Below are 20,612 nucleotides of genomic sequence, written 5' to 3' on the forward strand. Positions count from 1 at the left end.
CAGGCGTGACCACTGGTCCGCGGACCCTACCCAGGGCTGGGGGGTTCCATGTCAACTCCTCATCGACACTGTGAGCAAGTTGACGACGAGAGTGTGCACGGCGAATAAGCTTGGATAAGTGAGTTTGGTGGGGACACGCCGGACGGATGCCCTGAAAAACGGCGCAGGGTGCCCACAGGTGACGGGAGCCAACGTGATCACCTGGTGTGGGGCTTGCCTTCGAGCTATTTCCCGAGGACCCTAACGCGGAAAATTTTCGGGACTCCTGGCGACCAACGCTTATTTTTCGGGCGCGTGTCGCGGGTTGACCCTTGCGGACCCCGGGCCACCACGAAGTAACTTTTCCTCGTGGCAGGAATCCGAGGCGGCGCGGCCGGCTGATGGCAGCACCGCGGAAGCCGGTGGTCGAGGTGCGGCGCAGCCCGCGCCGCCGACGCACAGTGTCCGCGTACCGCGACGGCGAGCGGGTCGTGGTCCTGATCCCAGACCAGTTCTCCCGAGCCGAGGAGAGCGAGTGGGTGGACCGGATGCTTGCTCGGCTCGCCGCCCGGGAGGGCCGGCTGGTCCGATCCGACGACGAACTACTCGCCCGTGCCACTCGACTGATCGCCCTCTACCTGGCCGACCATGGGCGTGACGCGATCCCGGCAAGCGTCCGCTGGGTGACCAATCAGACCGGCCGTTGGGGCTCGTGCACCCCAGCCGATCGGACGATTCGCATCTCCCACCGGCTGCAGGACATGCCGGACTGGGTGATCGACTATGTCCTGTTGCATGAGCTGGCCCACCTGATCGTCCCGAGTCACAACGCCCGGTTCTGGCAGCTCGTCGGCCGGTACCCGAAGACCGAGCGGGCCCGTGGCTACCTGGAGGGCGTCGCGGCCGTCTCCTCCTCCTGAGCCCTGTCGGCGGGGCGTAGGGTCGGTGCGTGGTACGACGGTTGGTGGTTGCCCTGCTCGCGCCGGTCTCCTGGACGCCGCCGGAGATTGACCCGACTGACTGGCGGACGGCGCTCGCCGAGGACGTGGTTGACCTACTCGCCACCCTGAACGAGGTGGAGACCGCCGTTGCCGTGGCCGAGGCCGACCGGTGGCTGGCCGACGCCGTGGTCTGGCCCGGCACCACCGTCTACCAGCTCCCGCGTCCCACCGTTGCGGCCGTCCTCGCCAGCTGCGGGCGGACCGCCCAGCCGAGCCAGTCGGCCGGCGTCAACCGGGCCGAGGCCGGGCACGGATACGACCAGGTGGCCGTTGTCGCCGGGGACGCCCCGGACCTGCCGGGGCTGACCATCGGCAAGCTGCTCCGGCCGCTCACCACCCGACCGATGGCCGTGGCCCCGGTGGTGGGTGCCGACACCGGCCTGCTCGGTGCGGCGGCCCGACTGCCCCTACCGGCGTGGCTACCGGCGCTGGACCTGGATCGGGCGGTGCCCGCAGCGGTACGTGCGGCGGCGCCACACCCCGCCGAGCTCGCCGTCACCGCGGGGTGGCATCGGCTGCGCGGCCCGGCCGACCTGGCCCGACTTGACCCGGCCCTGGCCGGCTGGGATGCCACCCGCACCCTGCTCGCCGGCGCCGGCATCCTGCGCTGACCGTGCCGGCATCCTGCGCTGACCCCGGCGGGGCCGGAGCGTCAGCTGGTGGCGGTGGGTGGGTCCTCCCCGTCGGGCTCGCCGGGGGCCTTCTCCGGCGGGCCACCCGGTGCGCTGAAGTCGAAGCTCTCCAGCTCGTCCGCATCGAGCCGGGCCTGGGCGAAGGCAACCGGGTCGGCGAAGTCGTCGTCGGAGGGCAGCAGGTCGGGGTGACCCCAGAGCGCATCCCGCCCGGCGATCCCCCGGTGCTCGGTGAGAGCCGCCCAGAGCGCCGCCGCCTCGCGTAGCCGCCGCGGCCGAAGCTCCAGGCCGACCAGGGCGGCGAAGGTCTGCTCGGCCGGACCTCCGGCGGCCCGCCGCCGCCGGAACGCCTCCCCGAGCCGGACGACGTTGGGCAGCCGCTCCCCGGCCGCGCTGTCAACCACGTGACAGACCCAGCCCTCGACGAGCGCGAGGGCCGTCTCCAGCCGGGCCAGCGACGCCTTCTGGGCCGGGTTGTCCTCCGGGGTGAAGATCCCCTCCAGCGCGATCGCCTGCATCGACTCCGGGTCGGTCGGGTCGACGCGGCCCATCGCCTCCTCAATCGCCTCCCGGTTGACCCGGATGCCCGAGGCGTACATCTCCACCGCGTTGAGTACGTGTCCGCGCAGCCACGGTACGTGCTCGAAGAGGCGCTGATGGGCGGCCTCGCGCAGGGCCACGTAGAGGCGTACCTCGTCCTCCGGCAGTTCCAGCCCGGCACCGTAGTCCCGGATGTTGGCCGGGACGAGTGCCGCCGTGCCGGCGGGGCCGAGCGGCAACCCGATGTCGCCGGCGGAGAGCACCTCGGCCGCGAGCGAGCCGAGGGCCTGGCCCAGCTGGCCCCCGAAGAGGGCCCCGCCGAGGGTGGCCACCATCGACTGCATCGGGCCGAGCTGGGCCCGCGCCTCCGGCGGCACCAGGTCACCCATGGCGCCGACCATCCGGCTGGCCACCGGGTCACACAACTTGCGCCACACGTCCAGGGTCTTGTAGATCCACTCATTCCGGTTCCACGCCACCGACGCGCGGATGCCCGACGGGAGCGCCGAGCCCGACTCCAACCAGAGGTCGGCCAGCCGCAGCGCCTCCTCCACCGCGTTGCGCTCGTACGGCGAGACAGCCGGATCACCACCGGCGCTGAGCTGGCTCGCCGCCACCTGGCGGGCCAGGTCCCAGTTCACCGGTCCACTGCCGGGCGCGGCGAGCAGGTGCTGCAGCTGGGACATGAACTGCTGCATCTGCGCGGGGTCGTTGGGGTCTGGTGGCTGGCCACCGGGGAGCGCGAAACCGAACGGAATATCAGGCACGGGGTCTACGGTACGCGCGCCGCGCCCCAGGTCGCGTCGGCTGGCGTCGCGTCAACGGTGAAGTCCTGGCAGGTCCGCTGGGGCCAGCGCACCCGGTCGGTACGCTCTGCCGCATGAGACGTCGTGGCATGACCGTCCTGCTCGGTGCCGTCTTTGTCGCCCTGCTTGGCATCGGCGTGCTCGCGGCGCCCATTCCGTACGTGGTGCTGGGCCCCGGCCCCACCGTCAACACGCTGGGCACCGAGGACGGCAAGGAGGTCATCCAGGTCAAGGACCGGGAGACCTTCACTTCGGCGGGGGAGCTGCGGTTGACCACGGTGGGGGTGCAGCCCTCGGTCAAGCTGCGCGGGGCGATCCAGGGTTGGTTCTCCGACGACGAGGCGGTGGTGCCGCGGGAACTGGTGTACCCGCCGGGGGAGAGCCGCGAGGAGGTCGAGGAGCGCAATGCGGAGGACTTCGAGGCCTCTCAGTCCAGCGCGGAGACGGTCGCGCTGCGCGAGCTCGGATTCCCGGTGACGGTCCAGGTCAAGACGGTGGCCGCGGACGGGCCCTCGGCCGGTCTGCTCCGTCCCGGCGACGTGGTGACCTCGGTTGACGGTCAGCCGGTCCCGGTGGCCGTCCGGCTGACCGAGTTGATCCAGGCCGAGCCGGCCGGCACCGTCCTGGAGATCGGTTACACCCGCGACGGGACACCCGGGACGGCGCGGATCACGACCCAGGAGCAGGACGGCAGGCCCCGGATCGGGATCGGGATCGAGCAGCAGCAACCGCACCCGTTCACACTTTCGATCGACCTGGCGGACATCGGTGGCCCGAGCGCCGGGCTCATGTTCGCCCTCGGCATCATCGACAAGCTGACCCCGGAGGATCTGACCGGTGGGCAGATCATTGCGGGCACCGGCACGATCAATGACGTGGGCCAGGTCGGCCCGATTGGCGGTATCCCCCAGAAACTGGTCGGTGCCAAGGAGGCCGGCGCCACCGCCTTCCTGGTCCCGGCCGAAAACTGCGCCGAGGCGGTCCGCAACCGCCAGCCCGACCTGCCGCTGCTCAGGGTGGCGACGTTGGATGACGCGTTGACCGCCCTCGGGGAGCTGCGATCAGGGGGCGAACCGACCCGCTGCTGACCCAACCGCCGGCACTCGGCGTGACCGCGGACGACAGTTTTGGGAAGACCCCGTACTCTGGTGACCTGGTCGGAGCCGATCAATCGAACGTGCGGAGCCAACAGTGGTTATGCGTAGCAGCGCCCCCATGCCGAGGATGAGCCGACGCGGACGCGTCACGATTGGTGTCCTGGTCGGGGTGTTCGTACTGTTCACCCTGCTCGGCTGGGGGGTGCAGGCGTGGACCGACTGGCTCTGGTTCGGCGAGGTCGACTACACCGCGGTCTTCAGCGGGGTGCTCGTCACCCGGCTGCTGCTCTTCCTCGTGGTCGGCCTGGCCATGGCGGCCATCGTCGGTGGCAACCTCTGGCTGGCGCACCGACTGCGGCCCCGGCTGCGACCGCAGTCGCCGGAGCAGGCCACCCTGGAGCGATACCGGATGCTGCTCAGCCCTCGGCTCGGCATCTGGTTCACGGTGGCCGCCGTCGTGGTCGGCCTCTTCGCGGGGCTGTCGGCGCAGGGCAGGTGGAGCGAGTGGCTGCTGTTCCGTAACGGTGGGAACTTCGGAGTCAAGGACCCGGAGTTCGGGGTGGACATCGGCTTCTACGTCTTCGACCTGCCGTTCTGGCGCTATCTGCTCGGCGTCGCCTTCACCGCCGTGGTGTTGGCCCTGCTCGGGGCGCTCGCGGTGCACTATGTCTTCGGCGGGATCCGGCTCCAGGGCGTGGGGGACCGGATGAGCACCGCGGCGCGGGCTCACCTGAGCACGTTGATCGCGCTCTTCGTGCTGCTCAAGGCCGTCGCGTACGTGCTCGACCGGCGAACGATGCTGCTGGAGTACAACGACGGCGCCAACGTCTACGGTGCCGGTTACGCCGACATCAACGCGTTGCTTCCGGCGAAGGAGATCCTCGCCTACATCTCGGTCGTCGTGGCGATCGCGGTCCTCGTCTTCTCCAACGCCTGGATGCGGAACCTGGTCTGGCCGGGCATCTCGCTGGCCCTGCTCGGCGTCTCCGCGGTCGCCATCGGTGGCATCTATCCGTGGGCGGTGCAGACCTTCGAGGTCAAGCCGAGTGCCCGAGACAAGGAGGCGCGATACATCGAGCGCAGCATCGAGGCGACTCGGGCGGCCTTCAGTCTGGGCGAGGCCGATACCTCGCGATACGCGGCGAGCAACCTGCAACCACCGGCGAGTCTCGCCACCGACACCGCGGTGGTGCCGAATGCCCGACTGCTGGATCCGCAGCTGGTCAGCGAGACTTACACCCAGCTTCAGCAGGTCCGTGGCTTCTACGATTTCGGTCCCAAGCTCGACATCGACCGCTACACCGTCGACGGGGAGACCCAGGACTACGTGGTCGGGGTCCGTGAGATCAACTATGGCGAGCTGACCACGCAGCAGAGCAACTGGATCAACCGACACACCGTCTACACCCATGGCTATGGCTTGGTCGCGGCCCCGGCGAACCGGGTGGTCTGCGGTGGCCAGCCGTACTTCGTCTCCGGCTTCCTCGGGGAGCGGTCGCAGGAGGGGTGTGCCGCACAGGTTGACCAGATCCCGGCCAGCCAGCCGCGGATCTATTACGGCGAGCGGATGGAGGCCGGCGACTACGCCATCGTCGGTAAGGCGAACCCGGAGGCCAACCCCGCCGAGTTCGACCGGCCGGTCGGCGAGGACGGATCCGAGTCCTACTACACCTACACCGGCTCCGGCGGTGTTGACGTCGGCTCGTTCGGTCGCCGGCTGCTCTACGCGATCAAAGAGCAGGAGTCGAACTTCCTGCTCTCCGAGGCGGTCAACGAGAACTCGAAGCTGCTCTACGTTCGTAACCCCCGGGAGCGGGTGGAGAAGGTCGCCCCGTTCCTCACCGTGGACGGCGACCCGTACCCGGCGGTGATCGATGGCCGGGTGACGTGGATCATCGACGGCTACACCACCGCCGCGACCTACCCCTACGCTGAGCGGATCAACCTCCAGACCGAGACCACCGACGAACTCACCAACCGGGGCACCTTCCAGCAGGCCCGGGAAAACATCAACTACATCCGGAACTCGGTCAAGGCGACGGTTGACGCGTACGACGGCACGGTCACCCTCTACGAGTTCGACGATGGTGACCCGGTACTCCGGGCGTGGAACAAGGCCTTCGGCGGCGACCTGATCAAGCCGAAGACGGAGATTCCGACCGAGCTGAGCGCCCACTTCCGCTACCCGGCTGACCTGTTCAAGGTGCAGCGGAACGTATACACCCGGTTCCACGTGACCAGCCCCGGTGACTTCTACTCCGGGCAGGACTTCTGGCAGGTGCCGAACGTGCCGGACGCGCCGGACAGCGGTCAGAAGCAGCCCCCGTACTACCTCTTCACCCAGATGCCGGGGCAGGACGAGCCGCGGTTCCAGCTCACCTCGGCGGTGACGCCGAACCGACGGCAGAACCTCGCGGCGCTGATGTCTGGCTCGTACGTGGACGGCAAGCCGCGGCTTGAGGTGTACGAGCTACCGGAAGACACGCGGATCTCCGGCCCGGTGCAGGTGCACCAGCAGATGACCAACAACGCCCAGATCCGGCAGCAGCTGAACCTGCTCTCGTCGAACCAGGCGCAGGTCCAGTACGGCAACCTGCTCTCCCTGCCGTTCGGCAACGGCATGCTCTACGTCGAGCCGGTTTATGTGAAGAGCAACCAACAGCAGGCCTATCCCCTGTTGCAGAAGGTGCTCCTCTCCTACGGCGACGGTGGATCGTTCGTCGTCCTGGCCGACAACCTCACCGACGGCATCAAACAGCTCGTCGAGCAGGGCGAACAGGCCGGCGCACCGTCGCCTCCGCCCTCCGACGACGAGACGCCTCCGAGCCCGGAACCGACACCGACCGCGACTCCGACGACTCCGAGCGCAACCCCGCCCCCGCTCACGGGCGACTTGGCGGAGGCAGCCCAGCAAGTTCAGGCGGCGATCGTGGAACTCCGGGCCGCGCAGGAATCCGGCGACTTCGAGCGCTACGGCCGGGCGCTGCAGGCGCTGGATGAGGCGACCGCGGCCTTCGAGCAGGCAGCTGGGTCGCCGCCCGCCGCCACGCCGACCACGGCACCGTCGCCGGGCGGCTGACCCCAGCACGTAGGCCACAACGACGCCCCCCGGGAATCCCGGGGGGCGTCGTTGTGGGTGCTCGATGGAGGCCGTTTTGCGTTGGCCCGGGGTAGTGCGCTAACGTTTACGAGCCGACGCGGGGTGGAGCAGCTCGGTAGCTCGCTGGGCTCATAACCCAGAGGTCGCAGGTTCAAATCCTGTCCCCGCTACTCATTCGAAAGCCCCGGAGGGATCCTCCGGGGCTTTCGCGTATTGGTGGACCGGTCCGGCGGGCCGATCCTGATGAGGTTTGTCAGGCAGGGCCGCCGGCTTGTCGGGTGTAGTGCGCAACGACCACACCACCGGCAAGGGGTCGCGTCGAGGTGAGCGTGAAGCGGTGCGGGTCGAAGCCCCGGTCAATCAGTGGGATACCGCTGCCGGCGACGATCGGGTTGAGTTTGAGCACCAGTTCGTCGAGTTCGTCGAGGAGCTGGCCGGCGAGCTGTCCGCCACCGCAGAGCCAGATGTCCCGGCCGGGCCGTGCCTTGAGCTGGCGGACGAAGGAGCTCGGGTCGCCGGAGAGGATCTCCACGTCCGGATAGCTGGCCGGGGCCAGCGAGCGGCTGAAGACGTACTGCTTCAGGTGGTCGTAGGGGCTGGTGTGTCCGTGCTTGAGGCCCGGCTCGTAGGTGACGCGGCCCATCAGCACGGTGTCGAAGCGACCGGTGGCCGGGGATGCGACACCGAGCTGGGCGTGGGTGAAGGTGGGCAGCGTCTGGGGCCACTCGGCCACCAGGTAGGACGCTAGATCGGGCTCCAGGGGGAAGAAGTCGAACGATCCGTCGGGCGCGGCGATGAAGCCGTCGAGCGTGACGGCGACGAAGTAGACGAGCTTACGCAAAGCGACTCCGATGTTCGGACGGTCCACAGAGGTGGTCGTGGATCGACGCGAATCTACAACACCGGTCGTGGATGTACTGGGTAAATACTGGGCAGGGGGGGTGCGGATCATGGCCGGATCGGATGGGCTACAGTAGTGAAGCCGACGCGGGGTGGAGCAGCTCGGTAGCTCGCTGGGCTCATAACCCAGAGGTCGCAGGTTCAAATCCTGTCCCCGCTACTCGTTCGAAGGCCCTGGAGGTTTCCTCCAGGGCCTTCGCCGTACCCGGCTTGCGCGGGTCGGCCAGGATGGGGTCATGTCTGCATTCGCGAAGTGGTGGAGCCGGCTCAGCACGGTCCTCGGTGCGGTCGTACTGGCGGTCTTTGTCCCGGTGGCGGCTTGGGCGGCCAGTGGCCCGGGTGAGCTGGTGATCGAGGCCGCCCGGCGCCGCCGCGGGGGCTTTGGTTTCCTCGGGTTCCTTTGTTGCCTGGTTGTGGTCGTCGTGATCGTGTTGCTCGCCCTGCGGCTCCTCCGTGGTCGGCGCGGTCCCCGGCGCTGAGTCGACCAGTGGCTTCGGCGCCCCGGCGCTGAGTCCACCAGCGGCCGCGGCGCCCCGACGCGCGTTTCGGTCAGTCTTGCGGACCGCGCTCCGCCGGCGCGGGCCGGTCTGGGCCGCGTGATGTACTAGCTCGCGTGGAACTTCTGCATTCGGGCAAGGTCCGGGATGTCTACGCTGACGGCGACGACCTGATCCTGGTCGCCTCGGACCGCGTCTCTGTCTACGACGTCGTGCTGCCGACGCCGATCCCGGAGAAGGGCAAACTTCTCACGGCGCTCTCGCTGTGGTGGTTCGACCAGCTCGCCGAGCTGGTGCCGAACCACGTGCTCTCGGCGACCGACGTGCCGCCGGAGTTCGCCGGTCGGGCGATTCGGTGCCGGCGACTGGAGATGGTTCCGGTGGAGTGCGTCGCCCGGGGCTATCTGGTCGGTGGCGGCTTCGCCGAGTACCAGCGCACCGGAACGGTCTCCGGGATCGAACTGCCGCGCGGATTGGTCGAGGCGGCCGCCCTGCCGGAGCCGATTTTCACTCCCTCCACCAAGGCGCCGGTAGGAGAGCACGACCAGCCGATGACCTTCGGTGAGGTGGTGGACAAGGTTGGCGCGGAGACCGCCGAGCGGCTGCGTCAGGTCACCCTCGACGTGTACCGACGGGGAGCCGAGCTCGCCGCCGACCGCGGAATTCTGATCGCCGATACCAAGATTGAGTTGGGTTGGGCTACCGATGGCACGCTGACGATCGGCGATGAGCTGCTGACCTCGGACTCGTCCCGGTTCTGGCCGGCCGAGTCGTACCAGCCGGGGCGCGCCCAGTTCTCGTACGACAAGCAGTATGTGCGGGATTGGGCCACCAGGAGCGGGTGGGACAAGCAGAGCCCGGCGCCGGAGGTGCCGGGTGAGGTCGTTGCCGCCACCCGTGCCCGCTACGTCGATGTCTACGAGAAACTCACTGGCGAGCGCTGGAGCTGATCGGGTCGTAGAATCGGTGGCTGTGCGCCAACTCGCCGTTTTCAGTGGAAGCGCCCACCCTGACCTCGGTGCGGAGATCTGCACCCACCTGGGGGTGCCCCTGTACCCCACCCGGGTGTCCCGGTTCGCCAACGACTGCCTGGAGGTGCAGTTACAGGCCAACTGCCGGGAGCGGGACGTCTTCCTGATCCAGCCACTGGTCCCGCCGGTGCAGGAGCATCTGGTCGAGTTGCTGTTCATGGTCAACGCGGCCCGAGGAGCCTCCGCCGGTCGGATCAGCGTGGTGCTACCGCACTACGCGTACGCCCGCTCCGACAAGAAGGACGCGCCGCGAATCTCGATCGGTGGCCGGTTGGTCGCGGACCTGCTCACCGCGGCCGGCGCCGATCGGGTGCTCACGATGACCCTGCATTCGCCGCAGGTCTACGGCTTCTTCGGCATCCCGGTCGATCACCTGCACGCGTTACGCGAACTAGCCGCCCACTTCCAGGCGCATGATCTGAGCAACACCGTGGTGGTCTCGCCCGACTTGGGCTACGTCAAGGAGGCGGCGGTCTTCGCCCGGCAGCTCGGCACGCCGGTCGCCGCCGGTGCCAAGCAGCGCTTCGGGGGCGACCGGGTGGAGATCAGCACGATCATCGGCGAGGTCCAGGGCCGAGACGTGATCGTGGTGGACGACGAGATTGTCAAGGGCAGCACGGTGGTCGAGCTGATGGGCCACCTGCGCGAGTTGGGGGTCCGCTCGATCCGACTGGCCTGTACCCACGGTCTCCTCGTGGACGGAGCCGTGCAGCGGTTGAGCGAGCAGGAGGAGGTGCGGGAGATCGTCTGCACCAACACGGTTCCCATCCCCACCGAGAAGCGGATCCCCATGCTGACCGTACTGTCGGTGGCCCCTGCGTTGGCTGAGGCGATTCGCCGGATTCACAACGGTGAGTCGGTGAGCGCGCTCTTCGGCTGAGCCACCCTGCCCCCGGCTAGTCGGGAGCGGCGTGTGGGATCGGCAGGAGGGTCGTGATGCGGACGACCGTGCCGGCCCGGTCGGACGCCACGTCCATGGTGTCGCTCAGCTCGCGGGCCAGCCAGAGCCCCCAGCCACCGACCGATTCCGGGGCCGGGCGGTGGTGGACTCCGAGGAGCCGGCTGCTGACCCCGTCCCCATGATCGGAGACCTCGCAGACCAGGCTCCCGGCCTGCTGCCACATCCGTAGCGACCCGCGGCCGCCGCCGTGGCGAACCGCGTTGGTGGTCAGCTCGTTGACCGCCAACACGAAGTCGTTGAGCCGCTGGCCCCGTAGGCCCGCCGCGTGCGCGCACGCGGCGGCCGAGTGGCGGAGCCGGGTCACCTCTCCCTGGTCGAAGGTGACGGCGATCAACAGGCAGGATTCCGGGGGCGTAGCCGTGCGCGGTAGGTCCGGGTCTACGTTCGTCATGGCCCTTCCCGGCAGGGGGTCACGGTGCGGAATAGTGGCAATTTTCACCGTACGCCAGGGTCGCTACCCGGATCGATGGCCGACTGCCGCGGGATTAGACCGCCGGCGGCGGGCGGGTCTCGTGGACCGCCAGTTCCTCCGCGCTCGCACCGCCTCCCGCCGAACCCGCGTCGTACGCGACCGAGTCGGTCTCCTGGTCGGGATGGATGCCCTCGTCCGGCTCAACCAGCCGACCCACCTGGGCGTCGGCCCCGGTACCGAGCAGGCCGTGGTCGTAGAGGGAGACCGGGGAGCTCGGATCGGAGGAGGGCCCCGGTTCGAACACGTCCGCGTCGAGCTGGGCTTGGGCGGCCTGCTCTGGGCTGTTCGCCTCGGCGGCGATGTCCGGGTCCACCGGGCCGGACAACGGATCATCCGCCGGCCGCTCGTACCGCTCCCGGCCGAGTTTGGCATCCAACGACTCGCCGTCGAGCTGTTCGTCGGCGGTGGTCCCGAACCGGTCGACCGCGACCGGTATCCGGTCTCCGGGTAGCTGAGCCGGGTCCGGGCCGTCTGCCTCCCGTCCCGTCCGGACATCGTCCTTCGCCGTCGAGTCGTCGTCGGCGGTGTCAGGCAGGCCCATCGCCTCCGGGTCGGACACCGGAGTCGGGTACTCGTCGTCGCGCATGCCGATGCTCTACCCGCTGCCCCACGTCTCATAACCGTCGCTCCGGCCGCTGTCGTCAGTCTGTGGTGCTGGTGGCGCTCCGCCGCCGATCCGCCAGTTTCGGCTCCCCGACCCCGGGGTAATGGGACCCTCTGACCGGGAGGACCCGCCACTGTGACGATGCCTGGAGGTGACCATGCGCGTCGGTCTCGTCTGCGCGCACGCCGACCCGTCCCGGCGTGCCGGTGGCCTGTCAGTCGGAACCCATCAGCACATCGCCCGGGTCGCCGCCGAACTCGCCGGGCGGGGGCACGACGTCCGGCTCTACGAGCGCCACGACGCCCCGGACCAGGCGGCGACGGCGACGGCGGACGGCTACCTGGTCGAGCGGGTCCCGGTCGGTCCCGCCGCGGCGGTGCCCACCGGCGAGTTGGTTGGCCACGTCGCCGAGTACGGCCGTTGGCTGACCGGTCGGTGGGCGGACGACTGGGTGCCGGAACTGGTGCACGGGCACTACTGGCTCGGTGGGCTCGCCGCCGCGCACGCCGTTCGCGAGACCGACATCCCGATCGTGCAGACGTTCCACTCGCTCGGGTTGGAACAGCTGCGCCGTCTCGGTACGCGCTACGGGGCGCCACCGGAGCGAATTCCGTTGGAGCGGGCACTCGTTCGCGTGGTGGACATCGCGGTGGCTCAGTCCAACGACGAGGTGGACGAGTTGGCCCGACTGGGTCTGCAACGTGCCTCCGTGGCGTTGGTCCCACCAGGGGTGGACGCGGAGCTGTTCCACCCGGACGGGGAGGCGGCGCCGCGTGCGGCGCGACCGCGGATCCTCTCCGTGACCACCCTCGACCCTGGCCACGGCCAGGAGGATTTGATCCGGGTGATCCGGATGATCGGCGACGCGGAACTGGTGATCGTCGGCGGCCCGCCAGGCGAGCGGCTCGCTGGGCACGCCGAGGCACGCCAACTCCTGGAACTGGCCGAACACAACGGGGTGGCCGACCAGGTGACTCTGGTGGGGGCGGTGCCGCACGAGCAACTGGCCACCTGGTACCGCTCGGCGGACGTGGTGGCGTGTACGTCGGGCTACGTGTCGGCCGGCCGGGTGTCGTTGGAGGCGATGGCCTGCGGCGTGCCGGTCGTCGGGTACGCGATGGGTGGGATCGCCGACGCCGTCGTGGACGAGGTCACCGGACGGCTGGTTCCGCCGGGGGACGTACGTGCCCTGGGGGTGACGCTGCGTCAGCTGATGGCCGACAGCGCCGGGCGGTTCGCGTACGGGCACGCCGCGGTGGACCGGGTGCGGTGTAGCTACACGTGGGAGCGGACCGGTGCTGCCCTGGAGCGGCTCTACGAGCGGGTGGTCCGTTGTCGCGCCCCGGTTGAGGCCGCCTGAGCGCTCAACCGCCCCGGCGGCGCTGAGCTGGCCCGGCCAACGCTGACCACGACCCGTTCCCGCCTACCGGTCGCGGCGTGCTGGTGCTGCGGCTCCGCGTATCGGGTCAGCCCGAGCACGGCGGCGAGGGTGACCAGGAAGCCGGCTGCGGCCAGCCACTCCCGTCCCGGCCAGATCTGGTCGCCGAGCAGCAGTAGCCCGATGATGGCTGCCGGCACCGCTCCGGCCGCGTCCATCGCGGCCACTGCGGCCGTGGTTGACCCGCGTTGCATCGCCAGGCCGAGTAACAGCTGGCCGATGACCGAGTGGGCCACCAGCAGGTAGAACAGCGGATTGCCGAGGAACTCCTCCGCCGAGTGGGTCGAGGCAAGTGGTCGGGCCGCCACCGCCGCGGCGGAGAAGGCCAGGCCGGCGAGGGAGCCGAGCGCGACCGATCCGGGCGCGCCGTGCAGCCGTACCGCGAAGAAGCCCAGGAGGGCGATCACGCCCAGGGTCGCCGCCAGGATTACCAGGCCGGCGGTGCCGAGTTGCCGCGAGGGTGCCGGCCGGGCCGAGAGCACCAGTCCGGCGATCCCGGCGACGAGCAGCACCAGCAGGACGACCTCCGCCCTGGGTAGTCGCCACCTCAGCAGGAGTACCCCGAGCAGGGCGGTCACGCCGAGCCCCGCCGCCATGCTGGCCTGCACCAGGAAGAGCGGCAGATCCCGTCGGGCCAGGAAGGCCAGCACGAAACCGCCGACCTGGCAGCCCAGACCGAGCAGGTAGGTGCGGTGTCCGGCCAGTCGCAGCAGCAACCCCGGGTCGAACGAGTGGTGCACGGTGGTGCGGGCCGCCGCGACCGACTGGAGTAGGTTGGCGAGCCCGTACGCGATGATCATTGCCGCGAGGAAGCACCAACCGGAGGAAACCACAGCGCGAGGATAGAGGCTGACCGAGATCAGCGCGCAGGTGCTCGCTCCAGGCGGGCGAGGACGTCGCTGTGCAGCGGACCGTTCGTGGCGACCGCGCTGATCCCGCCGGGGCCGGCGGCCCCCGGGGCGAGCTGGCCGGCCAGGTCGGTGAAGGCGCCGCCCGCCTCGGTCACGATCGGTACCAGCGCGGCGATGTCCCACAGCGACAGCTCCGGCTCCACCATGATGTCCAGCGCGCCCTCGGCCAGCAGCATGTATCCGTAGAAGTCGCCGTACGCCCGGCTGCGCCACGCGTCCCGCATGATCTGGAGGACCGCCGGCAGCCGCCCGCGCTCCTCCCAGCCGTCGAGCGAGGAGTAGCAGAAGCTGGCGTCGGTCAGCTCGGCCACCGCCGATACCTGGATCGGCGCGCCGGACGCCTGGTCCGGGCCCGCGTACGCCCCCTCGCCGAGCGCCCCCCACCAGCGCCGCCCCAGGGCCGGTGCGGAGACCAGACCGGCGACCGGTTGGTCCCCCTCGAGTAGGGCGATGAGCGTGGCCCACACCGGTACGCCGCGAACGAAGTTCTTCGTCCCGTCGATCGGGTCGATCACCCACTGCCGCCCGCCTGGTCGGCCGGTGGGCTGCTCGCCGTACTCCTCGCCGAGTAGGCCGTCGTCGGGGCGCTCGGCGCCGAGTAGAGCCCGAATCTCCTGCTCGACCGCGGTGTCGGCGTCGGAGACCGGGGTGAGATCTGGTTTCGTGTCCACTCGCAGGTCCACGGCGCGAAACCGGGCGGTGGAGACCGCGTCGGCGGCGTCCGCGAGGCGGTGGGCGAGGGTGATGTCGGCGGCGTAACCCTTCATCCTGGGAACAGTAGTGCCGGTCTGGTCAACTCTCCGCCGGCGGGCTACCCGGGTCTCGGGAACCCGGCTTGGTGCGTGGCTCGCTCTCGCCCGTGCGCGAGGCGAGGAGCCGCCGGTACGAGGCCAGCCGGCGTGGGTCGGCCTGGCCGACGGCGACCCGGGCGCCCAGCCCGCAGAGCGGCTCACCGGCGGTGTGTGGGCAGTTCGCCGGGCAGTCGGCTGCCCCCTCGGCGAGGTCGGGGAAGCCGTGTAGGAGGCTCTCGGCGGAGACGTGGGCCAACCCGAAGCTGCGGATCCCCGGGGTGTCGATGATCCAGCCCTCGGCGGCGTCGGCGACCGGTGGCAGCCGGAGCGCCACCACACTGGTTGACGTGTGCCGGCCCCGACCGATCGCGCTGACCTGGCCGACTGCCCGGGTGGCCGCGGGGACCAGGCGGTTGACCAGTGTCGACTTGCCGACGCCGGAGTGCCCCACCAGTACCGAGATCCGTCCGGCCAGGAGACCGCGTAGCGCGTCCAGGGTCGAGTCGGGGCAGATCAGGACGGAGGGCAGCGCCAACTCGGCGTAGTACCCGAGCACCTCCTCCGGTCCGGCGAGGTCGGCCTTGGTGAGGCAGAGCAGCGGTTCGATGTCGGCGTCGTACGCGGCCACCAGGCAGCGGTCGATGAAGCCGGTCCGGGGTGGCGGATCGGCCAGTGCGCTGACGATCACGAGCTGGTCGGCGTTGGCGACGACGACCCGTTCCAGTCGCCCTTCGGCGGTGGTCGCGTCATCCTCGGCGGTACGTCGCAGCACCGAACTGCGGCCGGCTATGCGCACGATCCGGGCCAGCGCCCCGGGCGCGCCGGACGTGTCGCCAACCAGCCCGACCCGGTCGCCCACCACGACGGATTTGCGACCCAACTCCCGGGCCCGCATCGCGGTCACCGGTGCCTGCCTCGGGTCGACGTTCGCCAGCACGCAGGTGTAGCGGCCGCGGTCCACGGCGATGACGAACCCCTCGACCGCGTCCGCGTGGCGCGGACGCTTTCGGGTACGCGGGCGTGACGACCTGCCGGGCCGAATCCGGACGTCGTCCTCGTCGTACTCCCGCCGCCTCGTCGCCAGGACAGCTCCCCTCAGCTCTTGCCGGTTACCATCGCCGACCATAGCGCCGGGAATTCCGGCATCGTCTTCGAGGTGCAGGAAACGTCGCTCAGCTCGATGCCGGGCACGGCCAGCCCGGCGATCGCGGCGGCGTGCGCCATTCGATGGTCGTGGTAGGTCTCGAATACTCCGCCGCGGAGCGGCCGGGGTCGGATCGCCAGCCCGTCCTGGGATTCGGTCAGGTCGGCGCCGAGCGCGGTGAACTCGCGGGCGAGTGCCGAGATTCGATCGGTCTCGTGCCCCCGGATGTGGGCGATCCCGGTAAACCGGGAGGGGGAGTCGGCGAGCATCGCCAGCGCGGTCAACGCCGGGGTCAGCTCACTCACGTCGGAGAGGTCGGCAGTCAGGCCGTGCACGCTGCCGGTGCCCCGCACGGTCAGCCCGGCGGTGGAGAGCGACACTTCGCCCCCCATCTCCTGTAACAGCCCGCGGAGCCGCTCGACTGGTTGGACGCTGCCGCCCGGCCAGCCGGTCACGGTTACCTCACCACCGGTGACCAGTGCGGCGGCGAAGAAGGGGACCGCGCCGGAGAGGTCCGGTTCGATCTTCCAGCCCCGGCCGGTCAGTGGGCCCGGTTCGACCGTCCAGACGTCGGGGATGGTGTCGTCGATGGCGGCACCGGCGGCTCGCAGCATCTGCACCGTCATCCGCAGGTGGGGCGCGGAGGGCACCGGTGGGCCGACGTGTCGAACGACCACCCCCCGGTCGAAGCGGGGCGCCGCCAATAGCAGCCCGGAGACGAGCTGACTGGAGGCGCTGGCGTCGATCACGACCTCGCCGCCGCGAATGCTTCCGGCACCGAGCACGGTCAGCGGCAGACTCCCGGAGGCCGGCGAGGTGATCCGGACGCCGAGGTGGCGCAGTGCGTCCAGGAGCGGTCCGAGCGGACGTTGGCGGGCCTGCGGGTCGCCGTCGAAGGTGATTCGACCGTCGGCGAGGCCCCCCACCGGGGGCAGGAAGCGCATCACCGTGCCGGCGAGTCCGACATCGATGTGTGCCGGTCCGGCCAGCGGGTGCGGCCGGATCAGCCAGCGTTCGTCGTCGCTGATCGAGACGTGCGCACCCATCGCCCGTAACCCGTTGGCCATTAACTCGGTATCCCGGGCCCGTAGGGGCCGGGCAAGCGTCGATGGGCCGGTAGCCAGGCCGCTGAGCACCAGGGCACGCGCGGTCAGTGACTTGGAGCCGGGTAGGCGCAGCGCCGTCGAGACCGGATCCGAGGCGGTCGGCGCGGTCCACGGCCGCAGCGGCCGGGTAGCGGTCAGATGTCCCACGATTACATTCTGCCGCCTGCACGAACCGTTACTGACGGCTACCCCCGGTTGTTCGCTCGGTTCGCGGGACGGCGGGCGACCGGTTGGGGCGCTAGCGTGTCGGGTGTGTGCGGGAGATACGCGACGACCCGGTCCGCGGGGGACCTGAGCGCGATGTTCGAGGCGTACGACGAAACGGGCGGTCGGCTCAGCGCAGCCTACAACGTCGCCCCCACCGATCCGGTGCCGTTGGTTCGGGCCACCGCGGCCGGCCAGCGGACACTCTCCCTGGGGCGCTGGGGCTTCGTCCCGGCCTGGTCGCGCTCCCGGGCCGGCGCTGCTCGCATGATCAACGCTCGGGCTGAGACGGTGGCCACCAGTCGGGCGTACGCCCGTGCCTTCGCCCGTCACCGTTGTCTGCTGCCGGCGGACGGTTGGTACGAGTGGGTCCGTCACCCGGGTGGCAAACAGGCGTACTACCTGACTCCCCGGGACGGCTCGGCGGTCGTCTTCGCCGGCATCTGGTCGGTGTGGGAGGGCCCCGACGGTCCGTTGCTCACCTGCGGCATCGTGACCACCGCCGCCCGTGGTGACCTGTCCGAGGTGCATGACCGGATGCCGCTGTTGCTGCCCACCGAGCGGTGGGGTGCCTGGCTGGGGCCCATGGACGGGCCGGTGGATCTGCTCGCCCCGCCGTCGCTGGAGTGGCTGGCCGGGTTGGAGATCCGTCCGGTCGGGCCGGCGGTTGGCAATGTCCGTAACGACGGCCCGGGCCTCGTCGAACGGGTCACCGCGTCGGTGCCGCACCGGCGTGGCGGCGGGCTCGGAGAGGAGACACTTTTCTGACGTATCCGTGACTTAGGGTCAGGTGATTTGTCGGTTTTAAGAGCAAAACTTTCTTGTTTTTTTTAGCTTTTTCCCGCTACCCCTTGTATCGACGTCAAAAAGTGCGATACACCAGATCGCCGGTGGTGGGCGTCGATTCACATGCGGCGAGTTGCGCCCGAGATTTCCGGTCCCACGGGGGAGGTGGGTGGATGACCAGGGCACGTATGCCCCGTCCACACGAGGTTGCTGCGGCACGACGTGACACGCGCCTGTTGCGGGCGCTGCACGAGCGCCAGCAAGACGAGGCATGGCGTACCAGAGGCCTGTGCCAGAGCGTTGACCCGGAAACTTTCTTTCCGGCGCCAAACGAGCCGGCGGACGCCGCTATCGCGCTCTGTCACACCTGCGATGTCCAGGGGGCTTGTCTCGCCTGGGCGCTGGAGGTCGGTGACTGCTACGGCGTGTGGGGTGGCACCACCCCGCGCGAGCGCCGGGCCATGCTCGTCGCCTGGCGTGGCGAGGGTCAGCCCGCGCTCACGGACGCCGCCCGGCCGCTGGTCCGGGGCCGGCGGCTGACCCCGGTGCCGCTCGGCGGTTAGGGGTCGGTGCGCCGCGTGCCCGGAGCAGTGTTGCGACGGTCAGAATGGTGGTGTGTCGCCGACCGAGGAGATCAACACCCCGCACGGGCCGGCCGGGGTGGACCTCGACCGGCCCGTCGGTTCGCCGTCCGCCCTGCTGGTGCTCGGTCATGGGGCGGGCGGCGGGGTGGATGCGCCGGACCTGCTCGCGCTGCGGGACGCCGCGCTGGCCGCCGGTCTGGTCGTTGCCCGGGTGACTCAGCCCTACCGGCTCGCGGGGCGGCGCGCGCCCGCGCCCGCGCGGCAGCTCGACGCGGCCTGGACGGTGGTGTTGTCCGCACTTCGGGCGCGGTGTCCCAAGGTTCCGCTGGTGGTGGGCGGCCGCTCCAGTGGCGCCCGGGTGGCCTGCCGTACCGCCGACGCGGTGGGGGCAGCCGGCGTGGTGGCCCTGGCGTTTCCGTTGCACCCACCGGGCCGACCGGAGCGTTCTCGCGCCGCCGAGCTGCCGGCCAACGTGCCGACGGTGGTGGTGAACGGCGACCGGGATCCGTTCGGGATACCGGTCGCCGCGGTGTCGACGGTGCACGTCATCACCCGGCCGGGGGAGCGGCATGAGCTGCGCAGGGATCCGCTGGGCACGGCGACGGTGGTCCTCGACTGGCTACGAGCCGGTGGCTGGACCCGCCCCCCGGATGGGTCGTCGCGTGGGGCCGCACCGCCTGACCGCACCGATGAGGCGTGACCGCGGTGGGAGACTCTCGTTGCTTTGGATGGCGCCGCCCGCCCAGCCCGGCGGCGGCGCCGGTCCTCCCGGGCCCTTCCTGGTCCCAGTTCCGGTCCCCGCCGAGGTCGGGCCGGGACCAGGAAAGGGGGCCGATGGCTGGAATTCCCGCCCCGCCGACCTGCGTTACACCCCGCGGACGACTTTTCCGACGAGGGGGTGGCCGATGCCGGTCGAGACGCAGGCCCGGGAGCTGGACGATCGGGACACGCGGCGGCTACACCGTGTGCTGGAGGGGCCGGACTGGGCAGCGGTGCCGTCGGTAGCCGGGGTCTCGGTCGGGCACCTGGGCGGAAGTGAATCTGTCGGCGAGCGGGTACACGTATCCTCGGCGAGGAAACAGCCGACGCGAGGGGATGTGCGGTTGACCACCGAGAAGACGGACGAGCGCAGGGCCCGCTTCGAGCGGGATGCGATGCCCTTCGTTGACCAGCTCTACGCAGCCGGCCTACGGATGACCCGCAACCCGGCAGATGCCGAGGACCTGGTCCAGGAGACGTATCTGAAGGCGTACGCGGCCTTTCACCAGTTCGAGCAGGGCACCAACCTGAAGGCCTGGCTGTATCGAATCCTGACCAATACCTATATCAACTCCTACCGGCGGCGGCAGCGGCAGCCGATTCAGGCGCCGACCGAGGAGATCACCGACTGGCAGCTTGCCGAGGCCGAGTCGCACACCTCCAGCGGGCTGCGCTCCGCGGAGACGGAGGCACTGGATCGGTTGCCGGACAGCGACATCAAGCAGGCCCTCCAGCAGCTACCCGAGGAGTTCCGGCTGGCGGTCTACCTCACCGACGTCGAGGGCTTCTCCTACAAGGAGGTAGCCGAGATCATGGGTACGCCGATCGGCACGGTGATGTCACGCCTGCACCGCGGTCGTCGTAATCTGCGCAAGCTGCTGGAGCAGTACGCGGCCGAGCGGGGCTTCAGCTCTGCGTCGTCGGCCAAGGGCTCGACCGGCCGGGGGGTGTGACGTGAGCTGTGGAGAGCCGCACGAGACGGACTGCCGCGAGGTGTTGGCGGAGGTCTATCTCTACCTGGACCTGGAGTGCGCCGAGGAGCGGCGGAAGCTGATCCGACACCATCTCGACGAGTGCGGGCCATGCCTGCGCGAATACGGCATCGAGCAGGAGGTTCAGGCGCTCGTGGCCCGTTGCTGCGGTAACGAGACCGCTCCGGACCAGCTTCGCGAGCGGCTTCGCAGCAAGATCGCCGAACTCGTGGTCTTCGGCAGTAGCGAGTCGCGAGAGTTGGCTGACTGACCGACCGGGGTGACGCCGCGGTGGCCC

The 20,612-nt window shown here is 70.0% G+C and carries 21 protein-coding genes and 2 tRNA genes; 15 read left to right on the forward strand and 8 right to left on the reverse strand.

Translation table 11 applies throughout. The features are described 5' to 3' along the window. Positions 1–380: 380 nt before the first annotated feature. Both B118_RS0101145 and B118_RS0101150 read left to right on the forward strand, forming a co-directional pair. Positions 381–899, forward strand: a complete 519-nt coding sequence (locus tag B118_RS0101145) for a M48 metallopeptidase family protein (protein WP_018222753.1) — start codon at positions 381–383, stop codon at positions 897–899. A 29-nt stretch (positions 900–928) separates the two neighbouring features. Next, a complete protein-coding gene (locus B118_RS0101150; RefSeq protein WP_018222754.1) occupies positions 929–1,591 on the forward strand; it encodes a hypothetical protein in 663 nt (220 codons plus the stop codon). Positions 1,592–1,632: 41 nt separating this feature from the next. On the opposite strand, the gene B118_RS27775 is transcribed toward B118_RS0101150, so the two are convergent. Then, positions 1,633–2,850, reverse strand: a complete 1,218-nt coding sequence (locus B118_RS27775) for a zinc-dependent metalloprotease (protein WP_018222755.1) — start codon at positions 2,848–2,850, stop codon at positions 1,633–1,635. Between the two features lie 182 nt (positions 2,851–3,032). Between B118_RS27775 and B118_RS0101160 the strand changes: the two genes are divergently transcribed. The 3 genes from B118_RS0101160 to B118_RS0101170 all read left to right on the forward strand — a co-directional run bounded on the left by B118_RS0101160 (position 3,033) and on the right by B118_RS0101170 (position 7,325). Next, complete coding sequence (locus B118_RS0101160; RefSeq protein ID WP_026270419.1) at positions 3,033–4,046, forward strand: YlbL family protein; 1,014 nt, start codon at positions 3,033–3,035, stop codon at positions 4,044–4,046. Positions 4,047–4,155: 109 nt separating this feature from the next. Further along, entirely contained in the window at positions 4,156–7,134 is a 2,979-nt protein-coding gene (locus tag B118_RS0101165) for a UPF0182 family membrane protein (protein WP_080644967.1), read from the forward strand. Positions 7,135–7,251: 117 nt separating this feature from the next. After that, positions 7,252–7,325 (forward strand) — tRNA-Met (locus B118_RS0101170). 83 nt (positions 7,326–7,408) lie between these two features. Here B118_RS0101170 and B118_RS0101175 read toward each other — a convergent pair. Continuing rightward, positions 7,409–8,023: a dihydrofolate reductase family protein gene (locus B118_RS0101175; protein ID WP_027645151.1), complete on the reverse strand. Its 615-nt coding sequence runs from the start codon at positions 8,021–8,023 to the stop codon at positions 7,409–7,411. A gap of 118 nt (positions 8,024–8,141) precedes the next feature. Between B118_RS0101175 and B118_RS0101180 the strand changes: the two genes are divergently transcribed. The 4 genes from B118_RS0101180 to B118_RS0101195 all read left to right on the forward strand — a co-directional run bounded on the left by B118_RS0101180 (position 8,142) and on the right by B118_RS0101195 (position 10,463). After that, positions 8,142–8,215, forward strand: a tRNA-Met gene (locus B118_RS0101180). A 76-nt stretch (positions 8,216–8,291) separates the two neighbouring features. Next, positions 8,292–8,534 carry a hypothetical protein gene (locus tag B118_RS0101185; protein ID WP_018222759.1) on the forward strand — a complete coding sequence of 81 codons (243 nt, stop codon included), beginning with the start codon at positions 8,292–8,294 and terminating at the stop codon, positions 8,532–8,534. 134 nt (positions 8,535–8,668) lie between these two features. After that, the gene (locus B118_RS0101190; protein WP_018810100.1) at positions 8,669–9,502 is read left to right on the forward strand and encodes a phosphoribosylaminoimidazolesuccinocarboxamide synthase; all 834 of its coding nucleotides are present in this window, start codon (positions 8,669–8,671) and stop codon (positions 9,500–9,502) included. A 22-nt stretch (positions 9,503–9,524) separates the two neighbouring features. Beyond that, positions 9,525–10,463 (forward strand): ribose-phosphate diphosphokinase, encoded by a 939-nt coding sequence (locus B118_RS0101195; protein WP_018222761.1) that lies wholly within the window; start codon positions 9,525–9,527, stop codon positions 10,461–10,463. A 16-nt stretch (positions 10,464–10,479) separates the two neighbouring features. Here B118_RS0101195 and B118_RS0101200 read toward each other — a convergent pair whose 3' ends face one another. Then, a complete protein-coding gene (locus B118_RS0101200) occupies positions 10,480–10,935 on the reverse strand; it encodes an ATP-binding protein (RefSeq protein ID WP_026185714.1) in 456 nt (151 codons plus the stop codon). Between the two features lie 94 nt (positions 10,936–11,029). Next, the gene (locus B118_RS0101205; RefSeq protein WP_018810099.1) at positions 11,030–11,602 is read right to left on the reverse strand and encodes a DUF5709 domain-containing protein; all 573 of its coding nucleotides are present in this window, start codon (positions 11,600–11,602) and stop codon (positions 11,030–11,032) included. Positions 11,603–11,777: 175 nt separating this feature from the next. Between B118_RS0101205 and B118_RS0101210 the strand changes: the two genes are divergently transcribed. Continuing rightward, on the forward strand, positions 11,778–12,980 hold the full coding sequence (locus tag B118_RS0101210; protein WP_026270418.1) for a glycosyltransferase: 1,203 nt from the start codon (positions 11,778–11,780) through the stop codon (positions 12,978–12,980). Here the strand turns inward: B118_RS0101210 and B118_RS0101215 are convergent. Genes B118_RS0101215 through aroA form a run of 4 tightly spaced genes read right to left on the reverse strand, consistent with a single transcriptional unit; the run spans position 12,935 to position 17,157 of the window. Beyond that, entirely contained in the window at positions 12,935–13,858 is a 924-nt protein-coding gene (locus B118_RS0101215) for a hypothetical protein (protein ID WP_018222765.1), read from the reverse strand. The genes B118_RS0101210 and B118_RS0101215 overlap by 46 nt on opposite strands. A 59-nt stretch (positions 13,859–13,917) precedes the next feature. Continuing rightward, the gene (hisN, locus tag B118_RS0101220; RefSeq protein WP_018810097.1) at positions 13,918–14,736 is read right to left on the reverse strand and encodes a histidinol-phosphatase; all 819 of its coding nucleotides are present in this window, start codon (positions 14,734–14,736) and stop codon (positions 13,918–13,920) included. Between the two features lie 25 nt (positions 14,737–14,761). Beyond that, the gene (gene rsgA / locus B118_RS0101225; RefSeq protein ID WP_018222767.1) at positions 14,762–15,886 is read right to left on the reverse strand and encodes a ribosome small subunit-dependent GTPase A; all 1,125 of its coding nucleotides are present in this window, start codon (positions 15,884–15,886) and stop codon (positions 14,762–14,764) included. Then, the gene (aroA, locus tag B118_RS0101230; RefSeq protein ID WP_018810096.1) at positions 15,856–17,157 is read right to left on the reverse strand and encodes a 3-phosphoshikimate 1-carboxyvinyltransferase; all 1,302 of its coding nucleotides are present in this window, start codon (positions 17,155–17,157) and stop codon (positions 15,856–15,858) included. Before aroA ends, rsgA begins: the two co-directional genes overlap by 31 nt. 105 nt (positions 17,158–17,262) lie before the next feature. Between aroA and B118_RS0101235 the strand changes: the two genes are divergently transcribed. The 5 genes from B118_RS0101235 (at position 17,263) to rsrA (ending at position 20,585) form a co-directional block, all read left to right on the forward strand. Continuing rightward, positions 17,263–17,982 carry an SOS response-associated peptidase gene (locus tag B118_RS0101235; RefSeq protein WP_196230317.1) on the forward strand — a complete coding sequence of 240 codons (720 nt, stop codon included), beginning with the start codon at positions 17,263–17,265 and terminating at the stop codon, positions 17,980–17,982. Positions 17,983–18,173: 191 nt separating this feature from the next. Then, positions 18,174–18,563, forward strand: a complete 390-nt coding sequence (locus B118_RS0101240; protein ID WP_026185718.1) for a WhiB family transcriptional regulator — start codon at positions 18,174–18,176, stop codon at positions 18,561–18,563. Positions 18,564–18,615: 52 nt separating this feature from the next. After that, the gene (locus B118_RS0101245; protein WP_018222771.1) at positions 18,616–19,284 is read left to right on the forward strand and encodes an alpha/beta hydrolase family protein; all 669 of its coding nucleotides are present in this window, start codon (positions 18,616–18,618) and stop codon (positions 19,282–19,284) included. Between the two features lie 205 nt (positions 19,285–19,489). Further along, entirely contained in the window at positions 19,490–20,296 is an 807-nt protein-coding gene (locus B118_RS0101250) for a sigma-70 family RNA polymerase sigma factor (RefSeq protein WP_018810095.1), read from the forward strand. 1 nt (position 20,297) lies between these two features. After that, positions 20,298–20,585, forward strand: coding sequence for a mycothiol system anti-sigma-R factor (rsrA, locus tag B118_RS0101255; RefSeq protein WP_018810094.1), 288 nt, complete (start codon positions 20,298–20,300; stop codon positions 20,583–20,585). The last annotated feature ends 27 nt before the right edge of the window (positions 20,586–20,612 follow it).

The organism is Salinispora pacifica CNR114 (assembly GCF_000514775.1).
GTDB lineage: Bacteria > Actinomycetota > Actinomycetes > Mycobacteriales > Micromonosporaceae > Micromonospora > Micromonospora pacifica.